Origin of the sequence: Azorhizobium caulinodans ORS 571, from assembly GCF_000010525.1 — a bacterium.
Taxonomy (GTDB): domain Bacteria; phylum Pseudomonadota; class Alphaproteobacteria; order Rhizobiales; family Xanthobacteraceae; genus Azorhizobium; species Azorhizobium caulinodans.
On the sequence record NC_009937.1, the window covers coordinates 1,558,148 to 1,580,554 of the forward strand.

Consider the following 22,407-nt stretch of genomic DNA (forward strand, 5'->3'; position numbering starts at 1 on the left):
GCGCCACAGATCGAAGGAAACAGCCATGCTCCAGGAAACCACCTTCAAAGCCGCCGGCAGGCTTGAGGACCACGGTGCCGCCGATGCGGCCAGCTACGTGCTCACCGTCTCCTGCACCACCCGCCGGGGCATCGTCGCCGCCATCTCCGGCTTCCTCGCCACTGCCGGCTGCAACATCACGGACTCTTCCCAGTTCGATGATGCGGACACGGGCCGCTTCTTCATGCGCATCCGCTTCCGCTCGGAGGAGGGCATCGGCCAGGAGGAACTGGACGCCGCCTTCGCGCCGATCGCCGGCCAGATGGGCATCGATTACCAGCTCCACAATGCGAGCCGGCGCATGAAGGTGCTGCTGATGGTCTCGCGCTTCGGCCACTGCCTCAACGATCTGCTGTACCGCTGGAAGATCGGCGCGCTGCCCATCGACATCGTGGGCGTGGTCTCCAACCATTTCGACTATCAGAAAGTGGTCGTGAACCACGACATTCCCTTCCACTGCATCAAGGTGACGAAGGAGAACAAGGCGGAGGCGGAAGCCCAGCTCCTGTCCATCGTCGAGCAGACCGGCACGGAACTTGTCGTGCTCGCCCGCTACATGCAGGTGCTCTCCGATGCGCTGTGCCGGAAGATGTCCGGGCGGATCATCAACATCCACCATTCCTTCCTGCCGAGCTTCAAGGGCGCCAATCCCTACAAGCAGGCCTATGAGCGCGGCGTGAAGCTCATCGGTGCCACCGCCCATTACGTCACCAGCGATCTGGATGAAGGTCCGATCATCGAGCAGGACATCGCCCGCATCACCCACGCCCAGAGCCCGGACGATTACGTGAGCATCGGCCGCGACGTGGAGAGCCAGGTGCTGGCCCGCGCCATCCACGCGCACATTCACCACCGCATCTTCATCAACGGCAACCGCACCGTGGTCTTTCCGGCCTCGCCCGGCTCATACGCCTCCGAGCGCATGGGCTGACGGACACGCCACCTCCAAGTCATGCCCGGGCTTGTCCCGGCCATGACAGTCCAAACGCCATTTCACACGCCACAAACCTTTGACAGAACAGGGGAACAACGATGACGGTCAGCTGGCGTACTGCGGTCCTTGCGGATCGCCACCGGGCTCTCGGCTCGAAGCTCGAAGACTGGAGCGGCATGCCTACCGCCTGGACCTATGACAAGGACATGGCGGCCGAGCACGTGGCCATCCGCACCAAGGCGGGCCTCATGGACGTGTCGGGTCTCAAGAAGATCCATATGGTCGGCCCGCACGCTTTGGCCGTGCTGGATTACATCACCACCCGCGATGTCTCGAAGATTACGCCCGGCCGCTCGGTCTATGCCTGCATGCTGAATGATCGCGGCCTCTTTACCGATGACTGCATCATCTACCGCACCGGCCCCAATGCCTGGATGCTGGTCCATGGCTCGGGTTCGGGCCATGAGGAGGTGGTGAAGCAGTCCATGGGGCGCAATTGCGCCGTGCTGTTCGACGACGATCTGCAGGATCTTTCCCTGCAAGGCCCGCTCGCGGTGGACTTCCTCGCCAAATATGTCCCCGGCATCCGCGACCTGAAGTATTTCCATCACATGCAGACCACGCTGTTCGGCGTGCCGGTGATGATCTCGCGCACCGGCTATACGGGCGAGCGCGGCTATGAGCTGTTCGTGCGGGGGCAGGATGCGGCGAAGGTGTGGGACACCATCGTCGCGGAAGGGGCGGAGATGGGCATCATCCCCTGCTGCTTCAGCGTGCTCGATATGCTGCGCGTGGAAAGCTACCTGCTGTTCTACCCTTATGACAATTCGCAGATGTATCCCTTCGCGGACCAGCCGCCCGGCGACACGCTTTGGGAACTCGGCCTCGATTTCACCGTCAGCCCCGGCAAGACCGGCTTTCGCGGAGCCGAGGAGCATTATCGGCTGAAGGGCAAGGAACGCTTCAGGATCTTCGGGATGCTGATCGAGGCTGACGGCCCGGCCGATCTCGGCGATGAGGTGTGGGCGGACAGCAAGAAGGTCGGCGTCATCACCTGTCCCTGCTATTCGACGCTCACCGGCAAATCCATGGCCATCGCCCGCCTCGACGTGGACAAGGCGGTGCAGGGCACGCCGCTGGAGGTGCGGGGCAAGTCGCTCTCCGCCAAGGCCATCGCCCACACGCTGCCCTTTGACGATCCGGAAAAGAAGAAGCGCACCGCCCTCGGCTGAGCGGCCCATTCCCCTGGTTCGGCAGCCCCCGCGGCCGTGTTCAGCTGCCCATTCTCACAACGAAAGCCTTCCTTCCCAGAGCCGGGGAGGAAGGCTTCTGCGTTCTGGCTGCTCTCTCAATGGCGGGCGGAGCATGTCGTCGCCAGGGCTTGCCAAGCCCATGCCCCCTCGCGGCCGGCGGGACGGCGGCTGAAATCTCCGCCTTTTTGTCGTATTAAAAGATGATGGATGTCATCTAAATTCGACGTCGTGGAGAGGGCACCATGCGCAAGAGCAGGGAAGACACAGCCGAGAGCCGCAGGCGGATCCTCAAGGAAGCCAGCCGGCTCTATCGGGAGAAAGGCTTCGATGGCGTCAGCGTTGCCGACATCATGCAGGCCGCCGGCATGACCCATGGCGGCTTCTACCGGCACTTCCCCTCCAAGGAAGCCTTGATCGCCGAGGCCATGGCCGAAGCGTTCACGGACCGGACGGCCCCCCTCACGCCGCAGGGGGACGTCTCGGGCACCGGCCTCATTCGCGGGTACATCGAGATGTATCTCTCGCAGTCGCATCTTGATCGTCCCGGCATGGGGTGCCCGATCGCCTCCGTCGGCAGCGAGGCTGGCCATGTGGGCGGCTCCGTTTCGGAGGTCTTCAACACCGGCATCCAGCGGGTTGTTGAGGGCATTGCTGCGGCGCTGGGCGGCCCGCGTGAGGAGCACCGCGCCGAGGCCGTGCGGCTGCTTGCGACCCTCGTGGGCGCCGTCGTCATCTCCCGCGCGGTCGGGACCGGCTCCGGTCTTCGGGCCGAAGTGCTGGATGCCGTCCGCAAGGACACCGAGATCGCCCGCCTCCTGTAGCACCTGAACCGCCGTCCGTCGGGACGACATCGAAACGAAGGCCTCACCGCGTGCACACCTGAGCACGCGGCAGGGCCGGCTTGACCCATCGCACACCCGCCGGACCCCGGCGGCCATTCAAAGGGACTGACCATGAGCACCAAGGGAACTGCCGTCGTGACCGGCGCCTCCTCCGGCATCGGAGCCATCTATGCGGACCGCCTCGCCCGGCGCGGCTATGATCTCGTGATCGTTGCCCGTAATGCAGAGCGGCTGGAAAAGCAGGCCGAGGCGCTGCGCGCCCGACACGGCGTCGCCGTGCGCACCCTCAGCGCGGATCTCACGGACAAGTCGGGGCTGCGGCAGGTGGAAGACCTGCTGCGGAACGACACGAGCGTCTCGCTGCTCGTCAACAATGCCGGCTTCGGTGGTGCGGGCGAACTGCTGCAATCGGACGTGGACCGCATGGAGGAGATGGTGGACGTCAATGTCACCGCCGTCATGCGCCTCGCCTATGCGGCCGCGCCGGGCTTCGCGGCGCGCGGCGCGGGCGCCATCATCAATATCGCGTCCATCGTGGCCATCGGTCCGGAAATCCTGAACGGCGTCTACGGGGGCACGAAGGCCTTCGTGCTGGCCTTCAGCCAGTCCCTGCACAAGGAACTCTCGCCCAAGGGCGTTCAGGTGCAGGTGGTGCTGCCCGGCGCCACGGCCACCGATTTCTGGGACACGGCCGGCGTGCCGGTGAGCCATCTGCCCACCGAATGGGTGATGACCGCGGAAAACCTCGTGGACGCGGCCCTTCTGGGCTTTGAGCGGGGTGAGTTCGCCAGCATTCCCTCGCTTCAGGACGGGGCCGAGTGGGAGGCCTATGAGACCGCGCGTCAGGCGATGCTGCCGCACCTCTCCAGTTCCGCCGTGGCGCCCCGTTACCGGGCGGGTGCCGACGCCGGCGCGCTCTGAGGGAAACGGGAGGAGCCTGTCATGGATGCGCGCACCCGCCTTTTGCTGGAGGCTCCTCCCGGCCGCACCATCCTGCGTCTGGCCTGGCCCAATGTCCTCGTCATGGCCGCGCAGGCGGCTGTGGGATTGATCGAGACCTATTTCGTCGCCAAGCTCGGTGCCGATGCCCTCGCCGGCATGTCGTTGGTCTTCCCCGTCCTGATGCTGCTCCAGATGGTCTCGGCCGGCGCGGTGGGCGGGGCGGTACTCTCGGCGGTGGCCCGCGCCCTCGGTGCCGATGACCGGCGGCGTGTGAACCAGGTGGTCTGGACGAGCGTCCTGCTCACCCTCGGGCTCAGCGGCGCCACCACGGTCGGCGTGATCCTGGGTGGCCCCTGGCTCTACGCGGTCATGGGGGGAACGGGCGGCGGCCTTGCGGCCGCGCTCACCTATTCCGGCATCGTTTTTGTTGGTGCGGTGCCACTCTGGCTCTTCAACACCTTCGCGGCGATGATCCGGGGCACCGGCAACATGCTGGTGCCCGCGCTGGTGATCGTCGGTGGGGCACTGGTCCTCATCCCGCTGTCGCCGATGCTCATCTTCGGGGTCGGCCCCTTTCCCCAGCTCGGCGTTGCGGGCGGCGCCGTGGCGGTGCTCGGCTATTATGTGGCGGGCGCCGTGATCCTCGGCTGGTACATCTGGTCTGGGCAAGGCGTGCTGAAGCCCTCGGCACTGCCGCCCAGCCTGTCCGTGGGGCCGGCGCTCGACATCCTGCGCATCGGTGCGGCCTCCACCGTCAATGCCTTCTCGACCAATGTCACGGTGGCAGCGACGCTCTCGCTGGTCAGCGCGGTGAACCCGGCCCTCGTGGCGGGCTATGGCGCCGGCGTGCGGCTGGAATATCTGCTGGTGCCGCTCGTCTTCGGTATCGGCGCCCCGGCCGCGGCCATGGCGGGCGCGAGCATGGGCGCGGGCAATCTCCGGCGTGCCGGGCAGGTGGCCTGGGTCGCTGCCGGCATGGCGGCTCTCATCACCGAGGCCATCGGCCTTGGCGCGGCCCTTGCGCCTGAGCCCTGGATCCGCCTGTTCTCCACCGAGCCGGATATCGTGGCGGGCGGCGCGGCCTATCTTCGGGCCGTGGGGCCAGCTTACGGCTTCTTCGGTGCCGGCTTCGCGCTCTATTTCGCCTCGCAGGGGGCGGGCCGCATCGGCATTCCGCTTATCGCCGCCATCCTGCGCGTCGCCGTCACGGTGGGGCTCGGCCGCCTGGCCATGCAGGCTTTCGGAACCGGCGGTCTCTATCTCGCCCTTGCCTCGGGTCTTGCCCTCTATGCGGCCACCAACGCACTCGCGGTCCGCCTATGGTCGCGGCGGGCGCCGAGGGCGGCACGGTCGCCGGTGCCGGAGGCCTAGAAATCCTGATCCTGGCCGTCCGCTTGTGGCGCGGCAGGCTCTGGATGGCATCGCCCCTCATCGGCACATGGCTTGTGTTCGCAACCATGGCGCATCAGGCCCGAGCGCGACGCGGTCCGGGACCGCGTGGAGCAGGCATTCCCCCGCGACTTTTCCCGCATCACCACCCGCGTCTCGCCGCTGGAGCTGGGGCCACCGGTGGGCTGGCCGCTCAAGTTCCGCGTCACCGGGCCGGACGATGCGAAGGTGCGCGAGATCGCCACGCGGGTCGATGCCGACGGCCGGACACGCGACGTCAACATGCCGGCGGGCGAGCCGCAGCGCGGGATCATGGTGGAGGTGAACCAGGTAGAGGCGCGGGCGCTCAGCATCAGTTCAGAGACCATCGCCTCCACCATCGCCGCCCGTGCGTCACTGCGGAAACAGCTCCACGTGGGTCTCGCCCGTGCGGCCGAAATAGACCGCGCGCCGGCCGCTGAACGAGACGAGGTAGCCGGCACAGCCGGCGGCCTTCGCTTTCCGGCAGAAGCCCTTGTAGCTGTAGCCCGGCGCGCGGGACTGGGCCTCCCTGATGGCCTCCAGCAGGTCTGCCGTATTAAAATGCTCCTCAACAGGCGTCGGCTCGGTGGCGATGGCAAGTTCGATGCTCTCGCCGGAGGGCAGATAATAGAGCGCCGAGCCGCGGCGGAAATCGATCGCGTAGCTTTCGAAGCCCGCGCCAATGAGCTTGCCGACGATGTCCGGGAAGGCCATGGCATCGGTCTCGGCGGCCTCCAGGCACGCACGGGCGCACGTCGTCTGTTCCGCGTTCATGCCGAAGGCCTTTCGTGTCCTCGGGTGATGGGTGAAAGCGGATTATGCCAGTGGCATCGCCTTCAGCCCGCGCTTGAGGGCGATGGTCTTGAGCAAACCCTCCAGCGCAGCACGCTCCTCGCGCGTCAGATGCCCGAAGAAGGCAGCATCGTTGGTATCGGCATGGGCCGCGAGCCGCGGCACGAGGTCCCGTCCGGCGGGGGTGAGGGCGAGCAGATGCGCGCGGGCGTCATCCGCGCGATCCTCGCGGACGACGAGCTGCTTGCGGATCAGCCGATCCGCGAGTTTGCTGATGGCGCCGCGGGTAAGGCCCATCGTGTCCGCAAGGCGGCTGGGGCCAAGGGAGGGCACGCCATACAGCTCTCGCAGCAGCACCCATTCCGCCACCGTCACACCCTCCGCTTCCAGCTTCCGGGCGAAGGCATGGGAGACGTGATTGGACACCAGCCGGAGCCAATAGCCGAGGTGTGACGTCAGATCGGCAACCGGCGCAGCTTCCAGCATCGCATCCTCTTTGTTGACTAGGAAACTAGATGAAGAATATTTCCTAGTCAACAAAATGCTGAGCGCACATGCACTGCCCGGCGAGGGGCCGAGGCCCGTTGGCGTCCGGCGATGACGCGCCCGGTCATGTCCCGATCTTGCGTGTCTATGTCCGAGACGTTGCCGGGGAGTCCTGTATTCATAGGCGCACCTAAATATCACGGGTGCATTCCGATGACCCTCACAGATCACGAACACAGCCGCCGGGCATTCCTGGCGGGAGCGGCTGGTATTTCCGCCATGGCGCTGCTCCCCATCGGTGCTGATGCTGCAACTCCACCCAAGACGACAAATCCGAAAGGAACAGAAATCATGACTTCCGCTTACGTTACGACCAAGGACGGCGTCGAGATCTTCTATAAGGACTGGGGTCCGAAGACCGCGCAGCCCATTGTTTTTCATCACGGATGGCCCCTGTCCTCGGACGATTGGGACGCCCAGATGCTGTTCTTCGTGAACCAGGGCTACCGCGTCATCGCCCACGACCGGCGCGGCCATGGCCGTTCCTCGCAGGTCAGCGAAGGGCATGACCTCGACCATTATGCCGCCGATGCCTCCGCTGTCGCCGAGGCGCTGGACCTGCGCAACGCCGTCCACATCGGCCATTCCACGGGCGGTGGTGAGGTCGCGCGTTATGTGGCCAAGTTCGGCCAGCCGCAGGGGCGCGTCGCCAAGGCCGTTCTCGTGGCCGCCATTCCCCCGCTGATGCTGAAGACGCCGGCCAATCCGGAAGGGACGCCCATCGAGGTGTTCGACGGCTTCCGCGCCGCGCTCGCCGCAAACCGCTCGCAGTTCTTCCTCGACGTTCCCACCGGCCCCTTCTACGGCTTCAATCGTCCCGGCGTGACGCCCATTCCCGGAGCCATCCAGAACTGGTGGCGGCAGGGCATGATGGGCTCCGCCAAGGCCCATTACGATGGCATCAAGGCCTTCTCCGAGACCGACCAGACCGAGGATCTGAAGACCATCACCGTGCCGACCCTGGTCATGCACGGCGACGACGACCAGGTCGTGCCCTATCAGGACGCCGCGGTGAAGGCGGTCAAGCTGCTGAAGCACGGCACGCTGAAGATCTACAAGGGCTATCCCCACGGCATGCTCACCACCCATGCCGATGTGCTCAATCCCGATCTCCTCGCCTTCGTGAAGGGCTGATCAACGGACGGCGGCGCCATGCCGGAGTGCCGCCGTCTCCGAACGCGACTGGCAATTGACCTCATGTGGAATGGGGAAGGATGACGCATGTCCAAAAGCCTTGAACTCGCGCCGACCCTGTATGTGGAAGCGGCCGGAATCCGCTTTGCCTATCGGCGGCTGGGACCGGACAGCGGGGTGCCCCTCGTGCTGCTCCAGCATTTCACCGGCACCATGGATGCGTGGGACCCGGCGGTGGTCAATGCCCTGGCGCAGGACCGGCCGGTGATCGCGTTCGATAATACGGGCGTCGGGTCTTCCTCCGGCGAGACGCCGGATACGGTGGAGCAGCAGGCGGCGGACGCGGAAGCGTTCATCGTGGCTCTCGGCCTGAGGGAGGTGGATCTCCTTGGCTTCTCGCTCGGCGGGTTTCTGGTGCAGGTCATGGCTGGGCGTAACGCCGTGAAGGTTCGCCGCATCATCCTTGCCGGCACCGCCCCGCGGGGAGGCGAGGAGCATCTGCTCCAGGTGGTCGACGAGGCCTTCGCCCGCAACGCCCGCGATGTGCGGCTGCCGCTGTTCTTCACGCCGTCCGACGCCAGCCAGGCCGCCGGTGCTGCCTTCGTCGACCGCGCGATGCTGCGGCAGGCGGATCGCGATCCCGACCGCGGCGAGGCGGTCAGCACGCCTCAGGCCCAGGCGATCATCCGCTGGTGCGCGGAAGCGGACGGGCACGCGACGCTCCGGGCAATCCGGCAGCCGACGCTCATCGTTCATGGCAGCGACGACACCATGTTTCCGTCCATCAATGCCTACGAGATGTTCAAGAACATGAGCAGCGCGACGCTCATTCTCTACCCCGATTCCGCCCACGGCGCCCTGTTTCAGTATCCCGAAACATTCGTATCCCACGTCAAGACGTTCCTTGACGCCTGATGCCAGACAAGAACTGAGAGGATAGGCTTATGGATCCGCTGGCTCAAAAGATCATCGCCGCCCATGGCGGGCTCGACCGGTGGCGTACCTTCACCCAGCTGAGCGCTCATCTGCGCCAGGGCGGCGTCCTGTGGCCGCTGAAGGGCCACGCCGGAACCCTCGACGAAACGAATGTCACCGTCGGCCTCGGGACGGAATGGGCCTCGCACGCGCCTTTCGGGCCGGACGGGAACGTGACCCGTTTCGAGCCGGGGAAGGTGGAGATCCGCGATGCCGCTGGAACGCTCCTCAAGCAGTTGGCCGAGCCGCGTGCGTCCTTCGCGGGCCATACCCTCGAGACGCCGTGGACCGAGCCGCAGCTGGCCTATTTCGCCGGCATCGCCATGTGGACCTATCTGAACATGCCTTTCCTGCTCGCGGCGCCCGGCGTCGTCAGCAGGTCCCTGGGGCCGTGGGAGGAGAAGGGCGAGGTCTGGCAGAAGCTTGAGGTGACGTTCCCGCGCGATATCGCGACCCACAGCACCGTGCAGACGCTCTATGTGGATGATGCGGGCCTTCTGAAGCGCCACGATTACGATGTGGAGATCGCCGGCAACACGCCGGGCGCCCATTATATCGGCGGTTATGTGGAGGTTCAGGGCCTGAAGTTTCCGACGCAGCGGCGCATTTTCCCCCGCCAGGCGGACGGTACGTCTCTGCCGGAGCCGCTGGTGGTTTCCATCGATCTCTCGGACATCCGCCTGAACTGATCGGGCCGTCACCCTCGGGTGCGTCACGAGCAAGGTGCCGCGGCAGGAATGCCGCGGCGCCTTCGACGTTCAGGGCCGTGTTACATCGCCGGCGGATGCGCTCAGGACGCCACTTGGGAGGTGCGGTAGCGATCGAGGGCGATGGCCACGACTTCGGTCAGGGCAGCCACCGCGCCGATGGGCCAGACCACGCCGGCTCCGATGATGCCGGCGCCCATGGCGGAACCGATGGAGAAGCCGAGATACATGGTGGAGGTGTTGAGTGCGAGCGCCACCGAGGCTTCGGAGGCCGGGCCGGCCGCGATCAGCCGGGCCATCTGGGCCGGAAACAGCGACCAGACGCTGAAGCCCCACAAAGCGATGGCCGCCAGCACGGGCAGCAGGGCCTGCGCGGGCGAGAGAAGCACGGACAGGGCCATCACCGCGAAGGCCGCTGCGAGCGCGATCAGCGATCCCAGCACCACGCGGTCCGATCCGAGGCGATCGTTCAGCGTGCCGCCGACGGAGACGCCAAGCGCCGCCGCGATGCCCCACATGGACACGGTGGCGCTGATGCCGGTGGGGCCGAAACCGAGCACGGCGGTCAGATAGGGGGCAATATAGGGATAGGCCGTGTAGGCGCCCATCGCCCAGAACAGGCTGATGCCCAGCAGCCGCAGGATCGAAGTCTGCCGCACCACCCTGAGGCGCTGCGAGAGGCTTGCAACGGCAACACCGGCACCCGCATCCGACCGCACGCCGAGCAGAATGCCGATGATGGCGGTGAGCCCCATGGCGGCCACGGCGAGAAAGGTTGCGCGCCAGCCGAAGGCATGCCCGACGACCGCGCCCAGCGGCAGGCCGAGCGCGATGGCGATGGTCATGCCGCCGCTGACGATGGCGAGGGCGCGGCCCCGCTTGATCTCCGGAACGATGACGCCGGCGAGGGAATTGGCGCCGGGCACGTAGAGACCCGAAGCCACCGCCATCAGGATGCGGGCCATCATGAGCGTCGCGAAGGAGGAGGAAAAGGCGGCGATGAGATTGCCGGCCGTGAAGATGGCCATGGCCAGCAGCAGCGTGTCCCGTCGGCGCAGCCGGGCGGTGAGGACGGTGGAGATCGGAGAGCTTACTGCCAGAAGAAGCGTGAAGACCACGATGAGCGTCGCCGTGGCGGAGATGCTCATCTTCAGGTCCGCCGCGATGGTCGGCAGCAGCGGAGCGATCATGAAGCCTTCGGTGCCGATCGCAAACGTGCCGAGCGCCAGGAAGGCGGGCGGCAGGAGCGAGCCTGAGGCTTCGTGGGGGATGCCGGCCGCGGCCGAGCCGGTGGATGTATTTTCCGTCGTTGACATGGATGTGGGCTCCGGGCGGTCTCGCCGATGCGGAGCCTCACCGCGCCCCGGCCAGGCCTGGCAGGCGGGATGATGCACCGACACCGGCCCCTGCATGCGCGCTGGAACGCGGCCCGCTTCGATGGAGGCCATCGTGCGGAACGGTGTCCTTTCATGGGGATGGAAGACATCGCCCGGCCGGCCTGCATCGCACGCCGGCCGGCACGTGCTCCAGGCGCGGATGCCGGTCGAGACTGATTCAGCGATCAGGCCGTCTCGGCCTGATCGGGTCGGGTGGCAGCTTCGCCGGGAACCTGAGTTTCACGAACGCCAAATGAGCGGAGATTCCGGCCATGCCCACTGTTGGACAGGGCTGCGCGACCCGTCACTCGTCAAGAAACCGCTCGATCTCGGCTGCGAAGTCGTCGATGTGCTGGAAAAGGAAGGCGTGGCCGGCGTCCGGATAGAGCACGAGCTTGGCATCCGGCGCCTGCTGCGACAGCACGTAGGAGCGATAGGCCGGCAGCATCACGTCGTGCGCCCCGTTGGCGACCAGCAGGGGCAGGCGCAGTTCCTTGGTTCGATGTAGCACGCCCGGCCAACTCGAAACCGCCTTCACCTGCCCCATGAAGCTCGCGGCGCTCACTTTAGGGCCGCGATCCGGGATCGCGGCAAGGCGCGCGAGCGAGGCCCGGCCTGCGGCGACCGCGCTTTCCGTCTCGGGGTAGAACAGGAACAGGAAATCCTCCGGTCCGTTCTCTGACTTGGTCATGATCTGCGGCACGCGAGGGTGCTGCTGCGGCCCATCCGGCACCGGGCCCGGGCTGGAGCCGGCCACGATGAGGCGACGGACCAGATAAGGGAAGTCAAGCGCGAACTGCTGCCCTACCACGCCGCCCAGGGACCAGCCCAGAATATCGACCTGTTCGAGGTTCAGGCTACGGATGAACTCCGCCGCCACCGCGGCGATGCCGTTCACCGTGTCGGGAACGGTGCCGCCCGACCGGCCGATGCCGGCGCTGTCGAAGCGGATGACCCGACGATCCGTGCTGATCGCGGCGATGAAGGCGGGATCCCAGTCGTCCATCGTGCCCCGAAAGCGCTGGAACAGCACAAGCGGCACGCCTCCGGCCGGACCATCCTCGCGCCAGGCAAGCCGGCCGGCGGATGTGGGCTGATAATAAACCTCTGAATTCAAGGACACGCGTGCCTCCCTCGCTCGACCGCAGTCGACGGTGGCAGGCTAGGCGCGCGTCTTCCTGTCTCCTATGTCAAGAAGGCAGCAATTCAGGCCATCCCGCGCGTGGATCGCGCTGGCTTCAGGTCGTGCGCTCGGGCACGAGCGGGGCTCCCGGCATGTCGGCCGCGAGGCCGTCGTCGCCGGTCGCGTCGTCCGCCTCGCCGAGACGCTGCACGCGGCGCATGGTCTGCGGCGGATGGCCGAAGAAGCGCAGGAAGGCGCGCCGCATCCGGTCGCGGTCGGCAAAACCGGTGTCGCGGGCCACGATATCCATGGGATGGCGGCCTTCCTCCAGCATCACCTTCGCGGCCTCGAGACGCAGCCGCTCCACGGCCTTGGCGGGAGACTGCCCGGTTTCCTCCCGGAAGACGCGGGTGAACTGCCGCGGGCTCAGGCTCGCGGCCTGGGCGAGTTCTTCCACGGTCAGCGGGTTGCGCAGGTTCTCCTTGGCATAGATGAGGGCACGCTTCACGCGGTCCGACCGCGGCTCCAGTTCGAGCATGGCCGAGAATTGGGACTGGCCGCCGGGTCGGCGGTGATACACCACGAGCCGGCGGGCGATGTTCCGCGCCAGGGTGGCGTCATAGTCGTCCTCGATCAGCGCGAGGGCAAGATCGATGGCCGAGCTCATGCCGGCCGAGGTCCAGATGTGGCCGTCCTGGATGAAAATGCGGTCGTCATCCACACGCACAGTCGGAAACCGGCTCTGCAGGGCACGTGAATGGGCCCAGTGGGTGGTGGCGGATCGGCCGTCGAGCAGGCCCGCTTCGGCAAGGATGAAGGCTCCGGTGCAAACGCCGGCAACCCGTCGCGAATTCTGTCCCGCCGCCGCAATGTAGTCCCGCAGGACGGGTGAAATCGGCTTCGGCCTCAATTCACCCAGCACCATCAGCGTATCGGGAAAGCTGCCGAGGGAGGCGGTCTCGACTTTCATGCCCAGCGTCGAGAGGATGCTGCCGCCCTTTTCCGACATGATGGAGATGGAATAGGCCTGTTCGCCCAGTTGCAGGTTTGCAAACTCGAACGCCGATATCGCTGCCAGGCCCATGACCTGGAAGCCATCCTCCATGATGAAGGCAACGGATCTCATCTCACTCGTCCAGCCAATGCTTTTTGCCTCTTATATGGTTTTCACCCGGCCATTGTCCAGTTCAGGCTTGTCGGAACATGAATTGCGCCGAAACCGCAAAGAAAAAGCACACGTTTTTTTGATAAGCGGCTCCTTCAGCCCCGGCTGCTTCAAGGCGATGTCCGGAATGGTCGCGTATTTGACGTTCCGAACCGCCAAGGCGCTACCTAGCTTATATCCGGGCCCGTGTGACCGGAGTGACTTATGACTGTTCTCGATGCTGCCAAGGCAGGAACGTTCACCATTGGCGGCGACATGCCGGTGCATCGTCTGGGCTTTGGCGCCATGCGCATCACCGGCGAAGGCGTCTGGGGCCCGCCCGCCGATCGCGCGGGAGCGCTCGCCACGCTGAGGCGGCTGCCGGAGATCGGCATCGATTTCATCGATACGGCGGATTCCTACGGGCCCCATGTGTCGGAAGAACTGATCCGCGAGGCGCTTCACCCTTATGGCGGCGTGCGGGTGGCCACGAAGGCCGGCCTCACGCGGCCGGGTCCAGGCCGCTGGGACATGCGCGGCGACCCGGAGTATCTGACCCGGCAGGCCCATGCGAGCCGGGACCGGCTCGGTGTCGCGCGCATCGACCTGTGGCAGTTGCACCGTATCGACCCGACCGTCCCACGCGACGAGCAATTTTCCGCCATTCGCGACCTGATCGACACGGGCGTCATTCGCCACGCGGGCCTGAGCGAGGTGAGCGTCAGCGAGATCGAGGCTGCCCGCGCGTATTTCCCCGTGGCCACCGTGCAGAACCGCTTCAATCTCGCCGACCGCAGCAATGAGGCGGTTGTGGATTACTGCGAGGCCAACGCCATCGGCTTCATTCCGTGGTTTCCGCTCGCGTCCGGGCGACTGGCGGAACGCGGCACGATCCTCGATCGCGTCGCCGCAGGCCATGACGCCAGCCCCGGCCAGATCGCTCTGGCCTGGCTGCTCCAGCGCAGCCCGGTGATCCTGCCGATTCCTGGAACCGGGAAGGTCTCCCATCTGGAGGACAATGTGCGGGCGGCCTCGATCCGTCTGTCGCAGGAGGAGTTTGCGGCCCTTGACGCCGCAACGCGCGCCTGAGCGGCGGCGCGGGTCGCTCCCGCCTGTCTGCCTCTTCCTCTCCGATATTGTGAGCGCGCGATCATGACCGACGCCATTTTCCAGTCCAGTTCGCCCGAATTCATCGAGATCGACGGCCTCTCCCTGCGCCTCGTGCGCAGCGAAGGGCAGGGGCTACCGATCCTCATGACGGCGCCGTGGCCGCAGAGCATCTATGCCTTTCATGGGATCTGGGGGGCGTTGACGCGCCTTGGCCCCATCGTGGCGGTGGATCTGCCGGGCTTCGGCCGTTCCGAGCGCCGCCCCGACCTCATGGCTCCCCAGCCTATGGGCGATTTCGTGCTGAAGCTCGCGGCGGCCCTGGGCATCGCACGCTGTCACGCCATCGGTCCCGATGTCGGCACGTCCGCGCTGCTGTTCGCCGCAGCCGCCCGGCCGGACCTGTTCGAGAGCGTGGTGGTCGGCAGCGGAGGCGCCAATATGGAGCGCCTCGGCAAGGGCCTGCGGGGCGTAATCGAAGCCCCGCCCGGTGCCTATGGCGAGCCGGAAGGCGGCGCGCAGGTGGTGGGCACCATCACGCGCATGACACGCACCACGCCGCCGGCCGAGGCCATGGAGGATTTCCGCCAGTCCTCGCTCGGTCGACGCTGGATCGAGGCGGCCGATTATGTGCGCGCCTATCCCCGAGACCTGCCGCGCCTCGAGGGGCTGTTGCCCGCGATCCGCACGCCAGTCCTCGTCATTTCCGGCGCCCATGATCCCATCGTGCCGCCGGCCAATGGTGACTTCCTCGTGGAACGTCTGCCCCATGCGGCCCATACGGTTCTCGACACCGGGCACTTTGTCTGGGAGGACGATCCGGACGGCTATGCGACAGCCGTCTCGGCCTGGATCCGAGGCGGCTACCGCAGCGCGTGAGGGCCGCTCAATCCTCCGGCGTCAGGCCGCCGGAGGCACGCTCGGCGCAACGGCGGGCGGGGGCAGGAGCCTGCCGGCCAGCAGCAGCCAGATGGTCCGCAGGACCATGGTCGTGAGCGCCGCCGAGACCAGAGCGAAGACAGCCGGTGCGAGCGTGGCCACTGGGCCGACATCGCCACGTCCGACAAGCCGCACCATGGCCGTTGCGAGCGCGGTCAGGCCGAACGAGAAGCCCCACATGGAGGCGGTCACACCGCCGGCAAAGATCCAGGGCAGGAGCCGCGCCAGCAGCAGGAGCTGGATCAGGCCGTAGCCGATCAGGCCATAGATGATGACGTCCGGCGGTCCGCTCGTCACGCTCAGATAGGCGGCGGCGCCCACCGTCGGGGGGGCCAGCTGGATGCCCAGCACGGGCCGCAAGGGCGCCGGCATTTCCGGCGACGTATAGAGGCGGTGGAGCAGGACGGATTCGATGGCGAACCAGCTCAGGACCCCCACGCCCAGAGCGAACCGCCCCCAGTCCGGAAAGCCAAAGGCCGCGCAGCCGATGGCGGTGACATAGGAGCCGGCGACGGTCGGCAGATAAAGGACCGGGGTGGTCGCAGCCGGGTCCCGCCCGCCTTGCCACAGAACACCGGTGCGCCAGAGCCCGAAGGCGAGCGTGAACGCCGCCCCGAGCAGGAACAGGGCCAGAGCGGGCGAGGCCGCATAGGGATGGGCGGCGATTGCCACAAGCATGGTCGCCACCCCGACAAGCCCGATGAAGCAGCAATTGACGGCATGCCGCGCCTCCGCCAGCGCCTCCGCGCGGGCGGACAGCCATTTGCCGGCGAACAGGACGATGAGCACGGCCCAGACCAGGCTGCCCGCGAACATCATTGCTTCGCCGACGGCCGAGGGCAGGCCCCAGATCTCATGCGCGGCCCGCCAGCAGTTTCCCCACCCGATGAGGCCGAGGACAATGCCGAAGAAGGAGGCCGGAATGCGGGGCAGCCCGCCGGTGTGATCGTCCATCGCAGGGGGGTCTCGGATCGATGGGGAGGAAAGGCGGTGGGGGCTCGCGGCGCGAGCCCCCGTTTTCAGTTCGCGGCCCGCAGCCGGGCAATGTCGGCGGCGCTCAGGGTGGAGGCCTTGGCGCCGAAGCGGGCGGTCACATAGTTGGTCACGGCGGCGATCTCGTCGTCGGAATAGACCTTTCCGAAGCCGGGCATATAGGGCCGGTGCGCCGTTGCAGGCCCGGAACCGTTTATCACCATCAGGGCCACGTTGGCACCACTGGGATCATTGACCGCCCGCACGCCGGTGAGCTGCGCTTCCTCACGGGCTGCGCCGGCACCCGTCCAGGCATGGCAGCTCGCGCAATTGCCCTCGAACACCCGCTGGCCGACCGGATTGTTCGCGGTGGTGAGCCGCGGCTGGGCCGGAGCCGGTCCGGCGGGCGCCGGCAGGCCACCCTTCACCGGCGGCACGCTGCGCAGATAGGTCACGACGGCGCCGATGTCCGACTTGGTGAGGCGGGACAGGCTGAGCTCGACCGCCTCGCCCATCGGGCCGGAGGCGACGCCGCGGCCGCGCGCATGGCCGGTGGAGAGATAGGCCGCCAGCTCGTCCGCCGACCAGTCGCCCACGCCACTGACCTTGTCGCTGGAGATGTTGTAGGCATTCCAGCCCTCGGCCACAGCGCCACCGAATTTCTGCCGCTGGTCCAGCGCCTGCATGAGATTGCGGGGGGTATGGCATTCCGCGCAATGACCGGCCGCCTCGACCAGATAGGCGCCGCGGTTCCAGTCCGGCGACTGCTGGGGCACGGGACGGAAGCGCTCATTCGGATTGAACATCGCCGCCCAGATCCCCATCAGCCAGCGCTGGTTATAGGGGAATCCGAAGGTGTTGGGCTTGTTGGCCTGTTTCACCGGAGCGAGCGAGAAGAGGTGAGCCTTGATCGCCAGCACATCGGCATCGGTCAGCAGGGTGTAGGAGGGATAGGGGAAAGCCGGATAGTAGCGCGAGCCGTCCGGCGCCACGCCCCGATGCACGGCGTTCAGGAACTGAGCGTCCGTCCACTTGCCGATGCCGGTTTCCGGATCGGGGGTCAGGTTGGGGGAATAGATGGTGCCAAACGGCAGGACGAAGGCCCGCCCACCAGCGAACGGCTTGCCGCCCGGCGCGGTATGGCACGCCTGACAGTCCGCCATGCTGGTGATGTAGGCGCCGCGCGTTGCCGGATCGGCGCTGGCGAGTTCCGCCGGCACGCCGGTGGGGGACGCGGCCTTGTAATCGGCCAGCGAGACGGGCGTCCCGCCGGCAAAGCTGTAGGGGCCGGGCTGGAACACCATCCAGCCGATGACGCCCAGCGCGGCGGCACCGATGACGATGACGAGCGCTGCGAGGGAGAGGAGCGTCTTTCGCGTCATGGATCACACCGACTTGGCGAGAAGCGAGGCGTCCAGCGGCATGCGCGTGAGCTGGACACCGGTTGCGGCATAGACGGCATTCGCCACCGCTGGCTGCACGATCACCGTGCCCGGCTCGCCGATGCCGCCGGACGCCTCCTGGCTGGACAGCAGCTCGACCTCGATGGTGGGCATCTCGTTGATCCTCAGCAGGCGATAGTCGTTGAAATTGCTCTGCTCGACCTCACCGCCGGCAAAGGTGATGCGGTTGTGCAGCACGGCCGCGATCCCGAAGACGACGCCCCCCTGGATCTGGGCGATGACCGTGTCGGGATTGATCACGCGGCCCACGTCTGCGGCGACGACCACCTTCGTCACCCGCACATCGCCGTGATCGGTCACGGTCACTTCGGCCACGCAGGCCAGCAGGCTGCCGAACGCGTGCATGAGCGAGAGACCGCGCCCGGTGCGCGACCCGAACGGCGAGCCGGCAACGGGCTTGTCCCACCCGGCCTTGGCGACGGCGGCATTCAGCACGGCGAGCCCGCGCGGGTTCTTCTCCAGCATCCCCCGGCGCAGCGTCAGCGGGTCGGTGTTGCTCTGGCGCGCGATGCGGTCGAGGAAGCTCTCCACCGAGAAGACCGTGCTGTTGGGGCCGACGCCCCGCCAGAAGGAGAAGGGCACGACATTCTCGTGGCGGATGTATTCCACCAGCATGTCGCCGAGCGCATAGGGCGGCTCGGCCGCGCCGTCGATGGCGTCGCTGTCGATGCCGTCCTTGAAGGCGGGCGGCAGCCAGCGAGCGAGGATCGAAGGGCCGGTGACGCGATGCTGCCAGGCGGTGATGCGCCCGTTCTCCACCCGCGCCTTCAGCCGGTTGTGATAGAGCGGCCGGAACATGTCCTGCCGGATGTCCTGCTCGCGCGACCAGATCACCTTCACCGGCCCGTCCACCTTCTGGGCGATGCGCGTGGCGGTGACGATGGGGGCGGCTTCCAGCCGGCCGCCGAAGCCGCCGCCGATCAGGTGATTGTGGACGGTGACCTTCTCGGGCGGGATGCCGAGCACCTGCGCGGCACCGGCCTGCGCGAAGCCTGGCACCTGCGTGCCGACCCAGATCTCGCAGCCCCCATCATGCACATGGACGGTGCAGTTCTGCGTCTCCATGGAGGTGTGCGCCAGGAAGGGCAGTTCGTAGGTCGCTTCGACCACCGTGCCGCTCTTGAGCTTGCCGGCCGCATCGCCCTCCTTGCGGACGGTGACGCCCGGACCTTCCGACGCCTTCTCGGTGTCGGCCCAGAGCTGCGCTTGATTGAGCGTGGCATTCGGGCCGGCGGCCCAGGCGATGTCGAGCGCGCGCAGGCCCTGCTCGGCCGCCCACGTATTGTCGCCCACCACGGCGACCATATCGTCCAGCACCACGACCTGACGGACGCCGGCGACCTTCAGGGCGGGACCCTGGTCCACATGCTCGACCTTGCCGCCGAGCACTGGGGAGGCCATCAGCGCCGCGAACTTCATGCCGGGCCGCATCACGTCGATGCCATAGACCGTCTTGCCCGTGACCTTGTCCGGCGTGTCGATGCGCTTGGCGCGCGTGCCGATGAGGCGGAACTGGTCCGGGGACTTCAGCGACACATTGGCGGGCGGCGGCAGTGCGGCGGCGCGATCGGCAACCTCGCCGTAGCGCACCGTGCGCCCGCTCGGGCGATGCGTGATCACCCCTTGCTCGGTCGTCAGCTCCGACGCGGGGACGTTCCAGGCTTCGGCGGCGGCTGCCACGAGCATGGCGCGCGCCGTGGCGCCCGCCTTCCGCAGTGGCTCGGTCCAGGCCATGGTGGTGGTGGAGCCGCCGGTGGCCTGCACATAGAAGATGGGGTGCCCATAGTGCTCCCGATCCGGTGGGGCGGCGATCGCCTGCACCTGATCGAGGCCGATTTCCAGTTCCTCGGCCATGCACATGGCCTGCGAGGTATAGACGCCCTGGCCCATCTCCACGGCGGGCATGATGAGCGAGACCGGACCCTGCGCCGGCACATGCACGAAGGCGTTCACGGCCGCGCCGGAGGCCTGGGGCTCGTCTGCGCGTGCACGCCGTGCCGGCAGTTCGATGCCGATCACAAGGCCGCCCAGGACGGCCGCGGCGCCGCGCAGAAGCGAGCGGCGCGAGAGGGTGGGGCTGTCGGGCTGCATCTCAGGACTGCGCGGCATGCTTGATCCCTTCGCGAATGCGGACATAGGTCCCGCAGCGGCACAGATTCCCGGCCATGGCGGCGTCGATGGCCGCGTCGTCCGGCTTCGGATTGGCGGCCAGCAGAGCGGTCGCCGACATGATCTGGCCGGGCTGGCAATAGCCGCACTGGACCACCTCGAGATCGAGCCAGGCCTTCTGGATCTTGGCGCCCGCAGGCGTGTCGCCGACGGCTTCGATGGTGGTCACGGCGCGCGTGCCGACCGTGCCGACCGGCATCTGGCAGGAGCGCACCGCGACCCCGTCCACATGCACGGTGCAGGCGCCGCATTGCGCGACGCCGCAGCCGAACTTGGTGCCGGTCAGCCCCAGTTCGTCCCGCAGCACCCACAGCAGCGGCGTGTCTGGGTCTGATGCGATCTGGTAGGTCTTGCCGTTGATGGAGATGGCGCTCATGTGCAGGGCCCCGGGGCGGAAATTGAACCCGCAACCTAGGCGGGCCCGGGAGGAGCGGGCAGGACAAATAGAAGGCGATTTCAGACGGGCGCGGGGCGTCGCCGGCCGCCATCCATGCTTTTCGGAAAGCGATCGAATTCCCTGATTGGCTCAGAGAAATCTGATTGTTTCCAATGTCTTGAGGCGGAGGCTCATTCCTTGAATCCGAGCGACACGCGGAGGTCCGTGTATCTCTGATGGTATCTGGTTGCGTCGAGCCGTGCGCACATGCGGGCGTGCCAACCCGCAAGCGAACTACAACGCCTGCGGTGGATCACGGCGCGCCTCGCAGGAACTGCCCCGTTCCCAAACGGATCGTGCCCGGCTAAATTGCCGGACGACAAAGTTCGACCTTCGCCACAACGAGAAGTCATCATGGCCCGACCGTCGGAACTCAGCGTCATCCTGATCGACGACTCGCAGCGCGCCGAATTCGTCGGCTACACGCGCATGGGTTTCTACCTCGTGGACCATGCCAACATCGTCCATGCGGGTCCCTTCCGCACGCGCGCCGCGGCCGACCAGCACCTCGACGACCTCTGGCACCTGCCGCGCACGGGCTGATCCGGGTTGTCCTGAAGGGCCGGGATGCCCATCTTGCGGACAATCCCATTCGCCCGGCAGGTCCCCATGACCATTGCGTTCGAGAACACGTTCCGCTCGCTTCCCGACACCCTCTTCGCGCCGGTCGTGCCGAGCGCGGTACGGCAGCCCGAGCTTATCCGCCTCAATGACGAATTGGCCGGCGAGCTGAAGCTCGATGCCGGCTGGCTGCGCAGTCCCGAGGGGCTGGCGGCGCTCTCCGGAAATGCCGTTCCCTCCGCGTCCGATCCCATCGCGCTGGCCTATGCCGGACATCAGTTCGGCCATTTCGTTCCGCAGCTTGGAGACGGGCGGGCCATCCTTCTCGGCGAGGTGGTGGACCGCAATGGCGTGCGGCGGGACATCCAGCTGAAGGGCGCGGGCCGCACTCCCTATTCGCGGCGGGGGGACGGGCGCGCGGCTCTCGGGCCGGTCCTGCGGGAATATATCGTCAGCGAAGCGATGGCGGCCCTTGGCGTGCCGACGACGCGGGCCCTGGCGGCGGTCGCGACGGGCGAGCGCGTGCAGCGGGAGATCGGCCTTCCGGGCGCCGTCCTCACCCGCGTCGCGGCGAGCCATATCCGTGTCGGGACCTTCCAATTCGTCGCCGCCAGGCGCGACGAAACCGCGCTGCGCAGCCTCGCGGACTATGTGATCGGGCGGCACTATCCCGAGGCGGCGGAGGCGGACAATCCGTATCTGGCGCTGCTGAACCTCGTTATCCGCGCGCAGGCGCGCCTCGTCGCCCATTGGGTTTCGCTCGGCTTCATCCATGGAGTGATGAATACGGACAACATGGCCGTCTCGGGCGAGACCATCGACTATGGCCCGTGCGCCTTCCTCGATGCCTATGATCCGAACAAGGTGTTCAGCTCCATCGACGAGTTCGGCCGCTATGCGTTCGGCAACCAGTCGCGCGTCGCCATGTGGAATCTCGCCCGACTGGCGGAGGCTCTGCTGCCCCTCATCGATACCAGTCCCGATCGGGCGGTGGCACAGGCCGAAGAGGCGCTGATGACGTTCATGCCCCACTTCGATGCGGCCCGCCTGTTCCACATGCGGGCGAAGCTGGGTCTTTCGACGGAGACCCCTGAAGATGCGGGCCTGATCGAGGATCTGCTTTCGGCCATGCACGAAATGCAGGCCGATTTCACCCTCACGTTCCGGGCGCTCTCAAGCCTGCCGGTGGACGGTGCGCCAGTTGCGCTCATCGGGGCGTTTGCGGAGGGGCCCCTGCGCGACTGGAGCGCGCGTTATGCCGCCCGCGTGACGCTTGACCCGCGTCCGGCGGAGGTGCGGCGGCAGGCGATGGAAGCGGCCAATCCGCGCTTCATTCCGCGCAACCACCGCATCGAAGAGGTCATCCGCGCCGCCGTCAGCGACGGCGACTATGTGCCGTTCCATGACATGGTCGCCGTCCTTGCCGCGCCCTATGCGGAGCAGCCGGACAAGGCGGCGTATGCGGAACCGCCCGCGCCGGGCGAAGAGGTGCTGCGGACCTTCTGCGGCACGTGAGGGGCCGCCGCCCCCTGGGCGGCTTCCC

21 protein-coding genes are annotated in these 22,407 nt (G+C 67.0%); 12 read left to right on the forward strand and 9 right to left on the reverse strand.

The window, feature by feature from the left end; translation table 11 throughout:
• Positions 1-25 precede the first annotated feature (25 nt).
• From purU to AZC_RS07105, 5 genes are all read left to right on the forward strand, one after another.
• Positions 26-970, forward strand: coding sequence for a formyltetrahydrofolate deformylase (gene purU, locus AZC_RS07085; protein ID WP_012169904.1), 945 nt, complete (start codon positions 26-28; stop codon positions 968-970).
• A gap of 101 nt (positions 971-1,071) precedes the next feature.
• Positions 1,072-2,205 (forward strand): aminomethyltransferase family protein, encoded by a 1,134-nt coding sequence (locus AZC_RS07090; RefSeq protein WP_012169905.1) that lies wholly within the window; start codon positions 1,072-1,074, stop codon positions 2,203-2,205.
• A gap of 263 nt (positions 2,206-2,468) precedes the next feature.
• Positions 2,469-3,047, forward strand: a complete 579-nt coding sequence (locus AZC_RS07095; protein ID WP_012169906.1) for a TetR/AcrR family transcriptional regulator — start codon at positions 2,469-2,471, stop codon at positions 3,045-3,047.
• A gap of 132 nt (positions 3,048-3,179) precedes the next feature.
• Entirely contained in the window at positions 3,180-3,989 is an 810-nt protein-coding gene (locus tag AZC_RS07100; RefSeq protein ID WP_012169907.1) for an SDR family NAD(P)-dependent oxidoreductase, read from the forward strand.
• 21 nt (positions 3,990-4,010) lie between these two features.
• Positions 4,011-5,381, forward strand: coding sequence for an MATE family efflux transporter (locus AZC_RS07105; protein WP_012169908.1), 1,371 nt, complete (start codon positions 4,011-4,013; stop codon positions 5,379-5,381).
• A gap of 411 nt (positions 5,382-5,792) precedes the next feature.
• On the opposite strand, the gene AZC_RS07115 is transcribed toward AZC_RS07105, so the two are convergent.
• Positions 5,793-6,194: a DUF1398 domain-containing protein gene (locus tag AZC_RS07115; RefSeq protein WP_012169909.1), complete on the reverse strand. Its 402-nt coding sequence runs from the start codon at positions 6,192-6,194 to the stop codon at positions 5,793-5,795.
• Positions 6,195-6,236: 42 nt separating this feature from the next.
• Complete coding sequence (locus AZC_RS07120) at positions 6,237-6,698, reverse strand: MarR family winged helix-turn-helix transcriptional regulator (RefSeq protein WP_173362967.1); 462 nt, start codon at positions 6,696-6,698, stop codon at positions 6,237-6,239.
• Between the two features lie 351 nt (positions 6,699-7,049).
• On the opposite strand from AZC_RS07120, the gene AZC_RS07125 reads away from it, so the two are divergent.
• The 3 genes from AZC_RS07125 to AZC_RS07135 all read left to right on the forward strand — a co-directional run bounded on the left by AZC_RS07125 (position 7,050) and on the right by AZC_RS07135 (position 9,556).
• Entirely contained in the window at positions 7,050-7,892 is an 843-nt protein-coding gene (locus tag AZC_RS07125) for an alpha/beta fold hydrolase (protein ID WP_012169911.1), read from the forward strand.
• Positions 7,893-7,979: 87 nt separating this feature from the next.
• Entirely contained in the window at positions 7,980-8,807 is an 828-nt protein-coding gene (locus AZC_RS07130; RefSeq protein ID WP_012169912.1) for an alpha/beta fold hydrolase, read from the forward strand.
• A 29-nt stretch (positions 8,808-8,836) separates the two neighbouring features.
• Entirely contained in the window at positions 8,837-9,556 is a 720-nt protein-coding gene (locus AZC_RS07135; protein WP_012169913.1) for a hypothetical protein, read from the forward strand.
• A 101-nt stretch (positions 9,557-9,657) separates the two neighbouring features.
• Here AZC_RS07135 and AZC_RS07140 read toward each other — a convergent pair whose 3' ends face one another.
• From AZC_RS07140 to AZC_RS07150, 3 genes are all read right to left on the reverse strand, one after another.
• Complete coding sequence (locus tag AZC_RS07140) at positions 9,658-10,890, reverse strand: MFS transporter (RefSeq protein WP_043880116.1); 1,233 nt, start codon at positions 10,888-10,890, stop codon at positions 9,658-9,660.
• A gap of 364 nt (positions 10,891-11,254) precedes the next feature.
• A complete protein-coding gene (locus tag AZC_RS07145; RefSeq protein WP_244421807.1) occupies positions 11,255-11,992 on the reverse strand; it encodes an alpha/beta fold hydrolase in 738 nt (245 codons plus the stop codon).
• A 196-nt stretch (positions 11,993-12,188) separates the two neighbouring features.
• Positions 12,189-13,199 (reverse strand): GlxA family transcriptional regulator, encoded by a 1,011-nt coding sequence (locus AZC_RS07150; RefSeq protein ID WP_012169916.1) that lies wholly within the window; start codon positions 13,197-13,199, stop codon positions 12,189-12,191.
• A 243-nt stretch (positions 13,200-13,442) separates the two neighbouring features.
• On the opposite strand from AZC_RS07150, the gene AZC_RS07155 reads away from it, so the two are divergent.
• Both AZC_RS07155 and AZC_RS07160 read left to right on the forward strand, forming a co-directional pair.
• Complete coding sequence (locus AZC_RS07155) at positions 13,443-14,306, forward strand: aldo/keto reductase (protein ID WP_012169917.1); 864 nt, start codon at positions 13,443-13,445, stop codon at positions 14,304-14,306.
• Between the two features lie 63 nt (positions 14,307-14,369).
• Positions 14,370-15,203 carry an alpha/beta fold hydrolase gene (locus AZC_RS07160; protein WP_012169918.1) on the forward strand — a complete coding sequence of 278 codons (834 nt, stop codon included), beginning with the start codon at positions 14,370-14,372 and terminating at the stop codon, positions 15,201-15,203.
• Positions 15,204-15,224: 21 nt separating this feature from the next.
• Here AZC_RS07160 and tehA read toward each other — a convergent pair whose 3' ends face one another.
• The 4 genes from tehA to AZC_RS07180 all read right to left on the reverse strand — a co-directional run bounded on the left by tehA (position 15,225) and on the right by AZC_RS07180 (position 20,243).
• Complete coding sequence (gene tehA / locus AZC_RS07165; protein WP_012169919.1) at positions 15,225-16,217, reverse strand: dicarboxylate transporter/tellurite-resistance protein TehA; 993 nt, start codon at positions 16,215-16,217, stop codon at positions 15,225-15,227.
• A gap of 65 nt (positions 16,218-16,282) precedes the next feature.
• Positions 16,283-17,617, reverse strand: a complete 1,335-nt coding sequence (locus tag AZC_RS07170) for a c-type cytochrome (protein WP_012169920.1) — start codon at positions 17,615-17,617, stop codon at positions 16,283-16,285.
• Positions 17,618-17,620: 3 nt separating this feature from the next.
• Positions 17,621-19,807, reverse strand: a complete 2,187-nt coding sequence (locus AZC_RS07175; protein ID WP_197531786.1) for a xanthine dehydrogenase family protein molybdopterin-binding subunit — start codon at positions 19,805-19,807, stop codon at positions 17,621-17,623.
• Positions 19,791-20,243, reverse strand: a complete 453-nt coding sequence (locus AZC_RS07180) for a (2Fe-2S)-binding protein (protein WP_012169922.1) — start codon at positions 20,241-20,243, stop codon at positions 19,791-19,793. Before AZC_RS07180 ends, AZC_RS07175 begins: the two co-directional genes overlap by 17 nt.
• A 414-nt stretch (positions 20,244-20,657) precedes the next feature.
• Between AZC_RS07180 and AZC_RS07185 the strand changes: the two genes are divergently transcribed.
• Both AZC_RS07185 and AZC_RS07190 read left to right on the forward strand, forming a co-directional pair.
• The gene (locus tag AZC_RS07185) at positions 20,658-20,846 is read left to right on the forward strand and encodes a hypothetical protein (protein WP_043879032.1); all 189 of its coding nucleotides are present in this window, start codon (positions 20,658-20,660) and stop codon (positions 20,844-20,846) included.
• A 66-nt stretch (positions 20,847-20,912) separates the two neighbouring features.
• Positions 20,913-22,379, forward strand: a complete 1,467-nt coding sequence (locus AZC_RS07190; RefSeq protein WP_043879033.1) for a protein adenylyltransferase SelO — start codon at positions 20,913-20,915, stop codon at positions 22,377-22,379.
• Positions 22,380-22,407 lie beyond the last annotated feature (28 nt).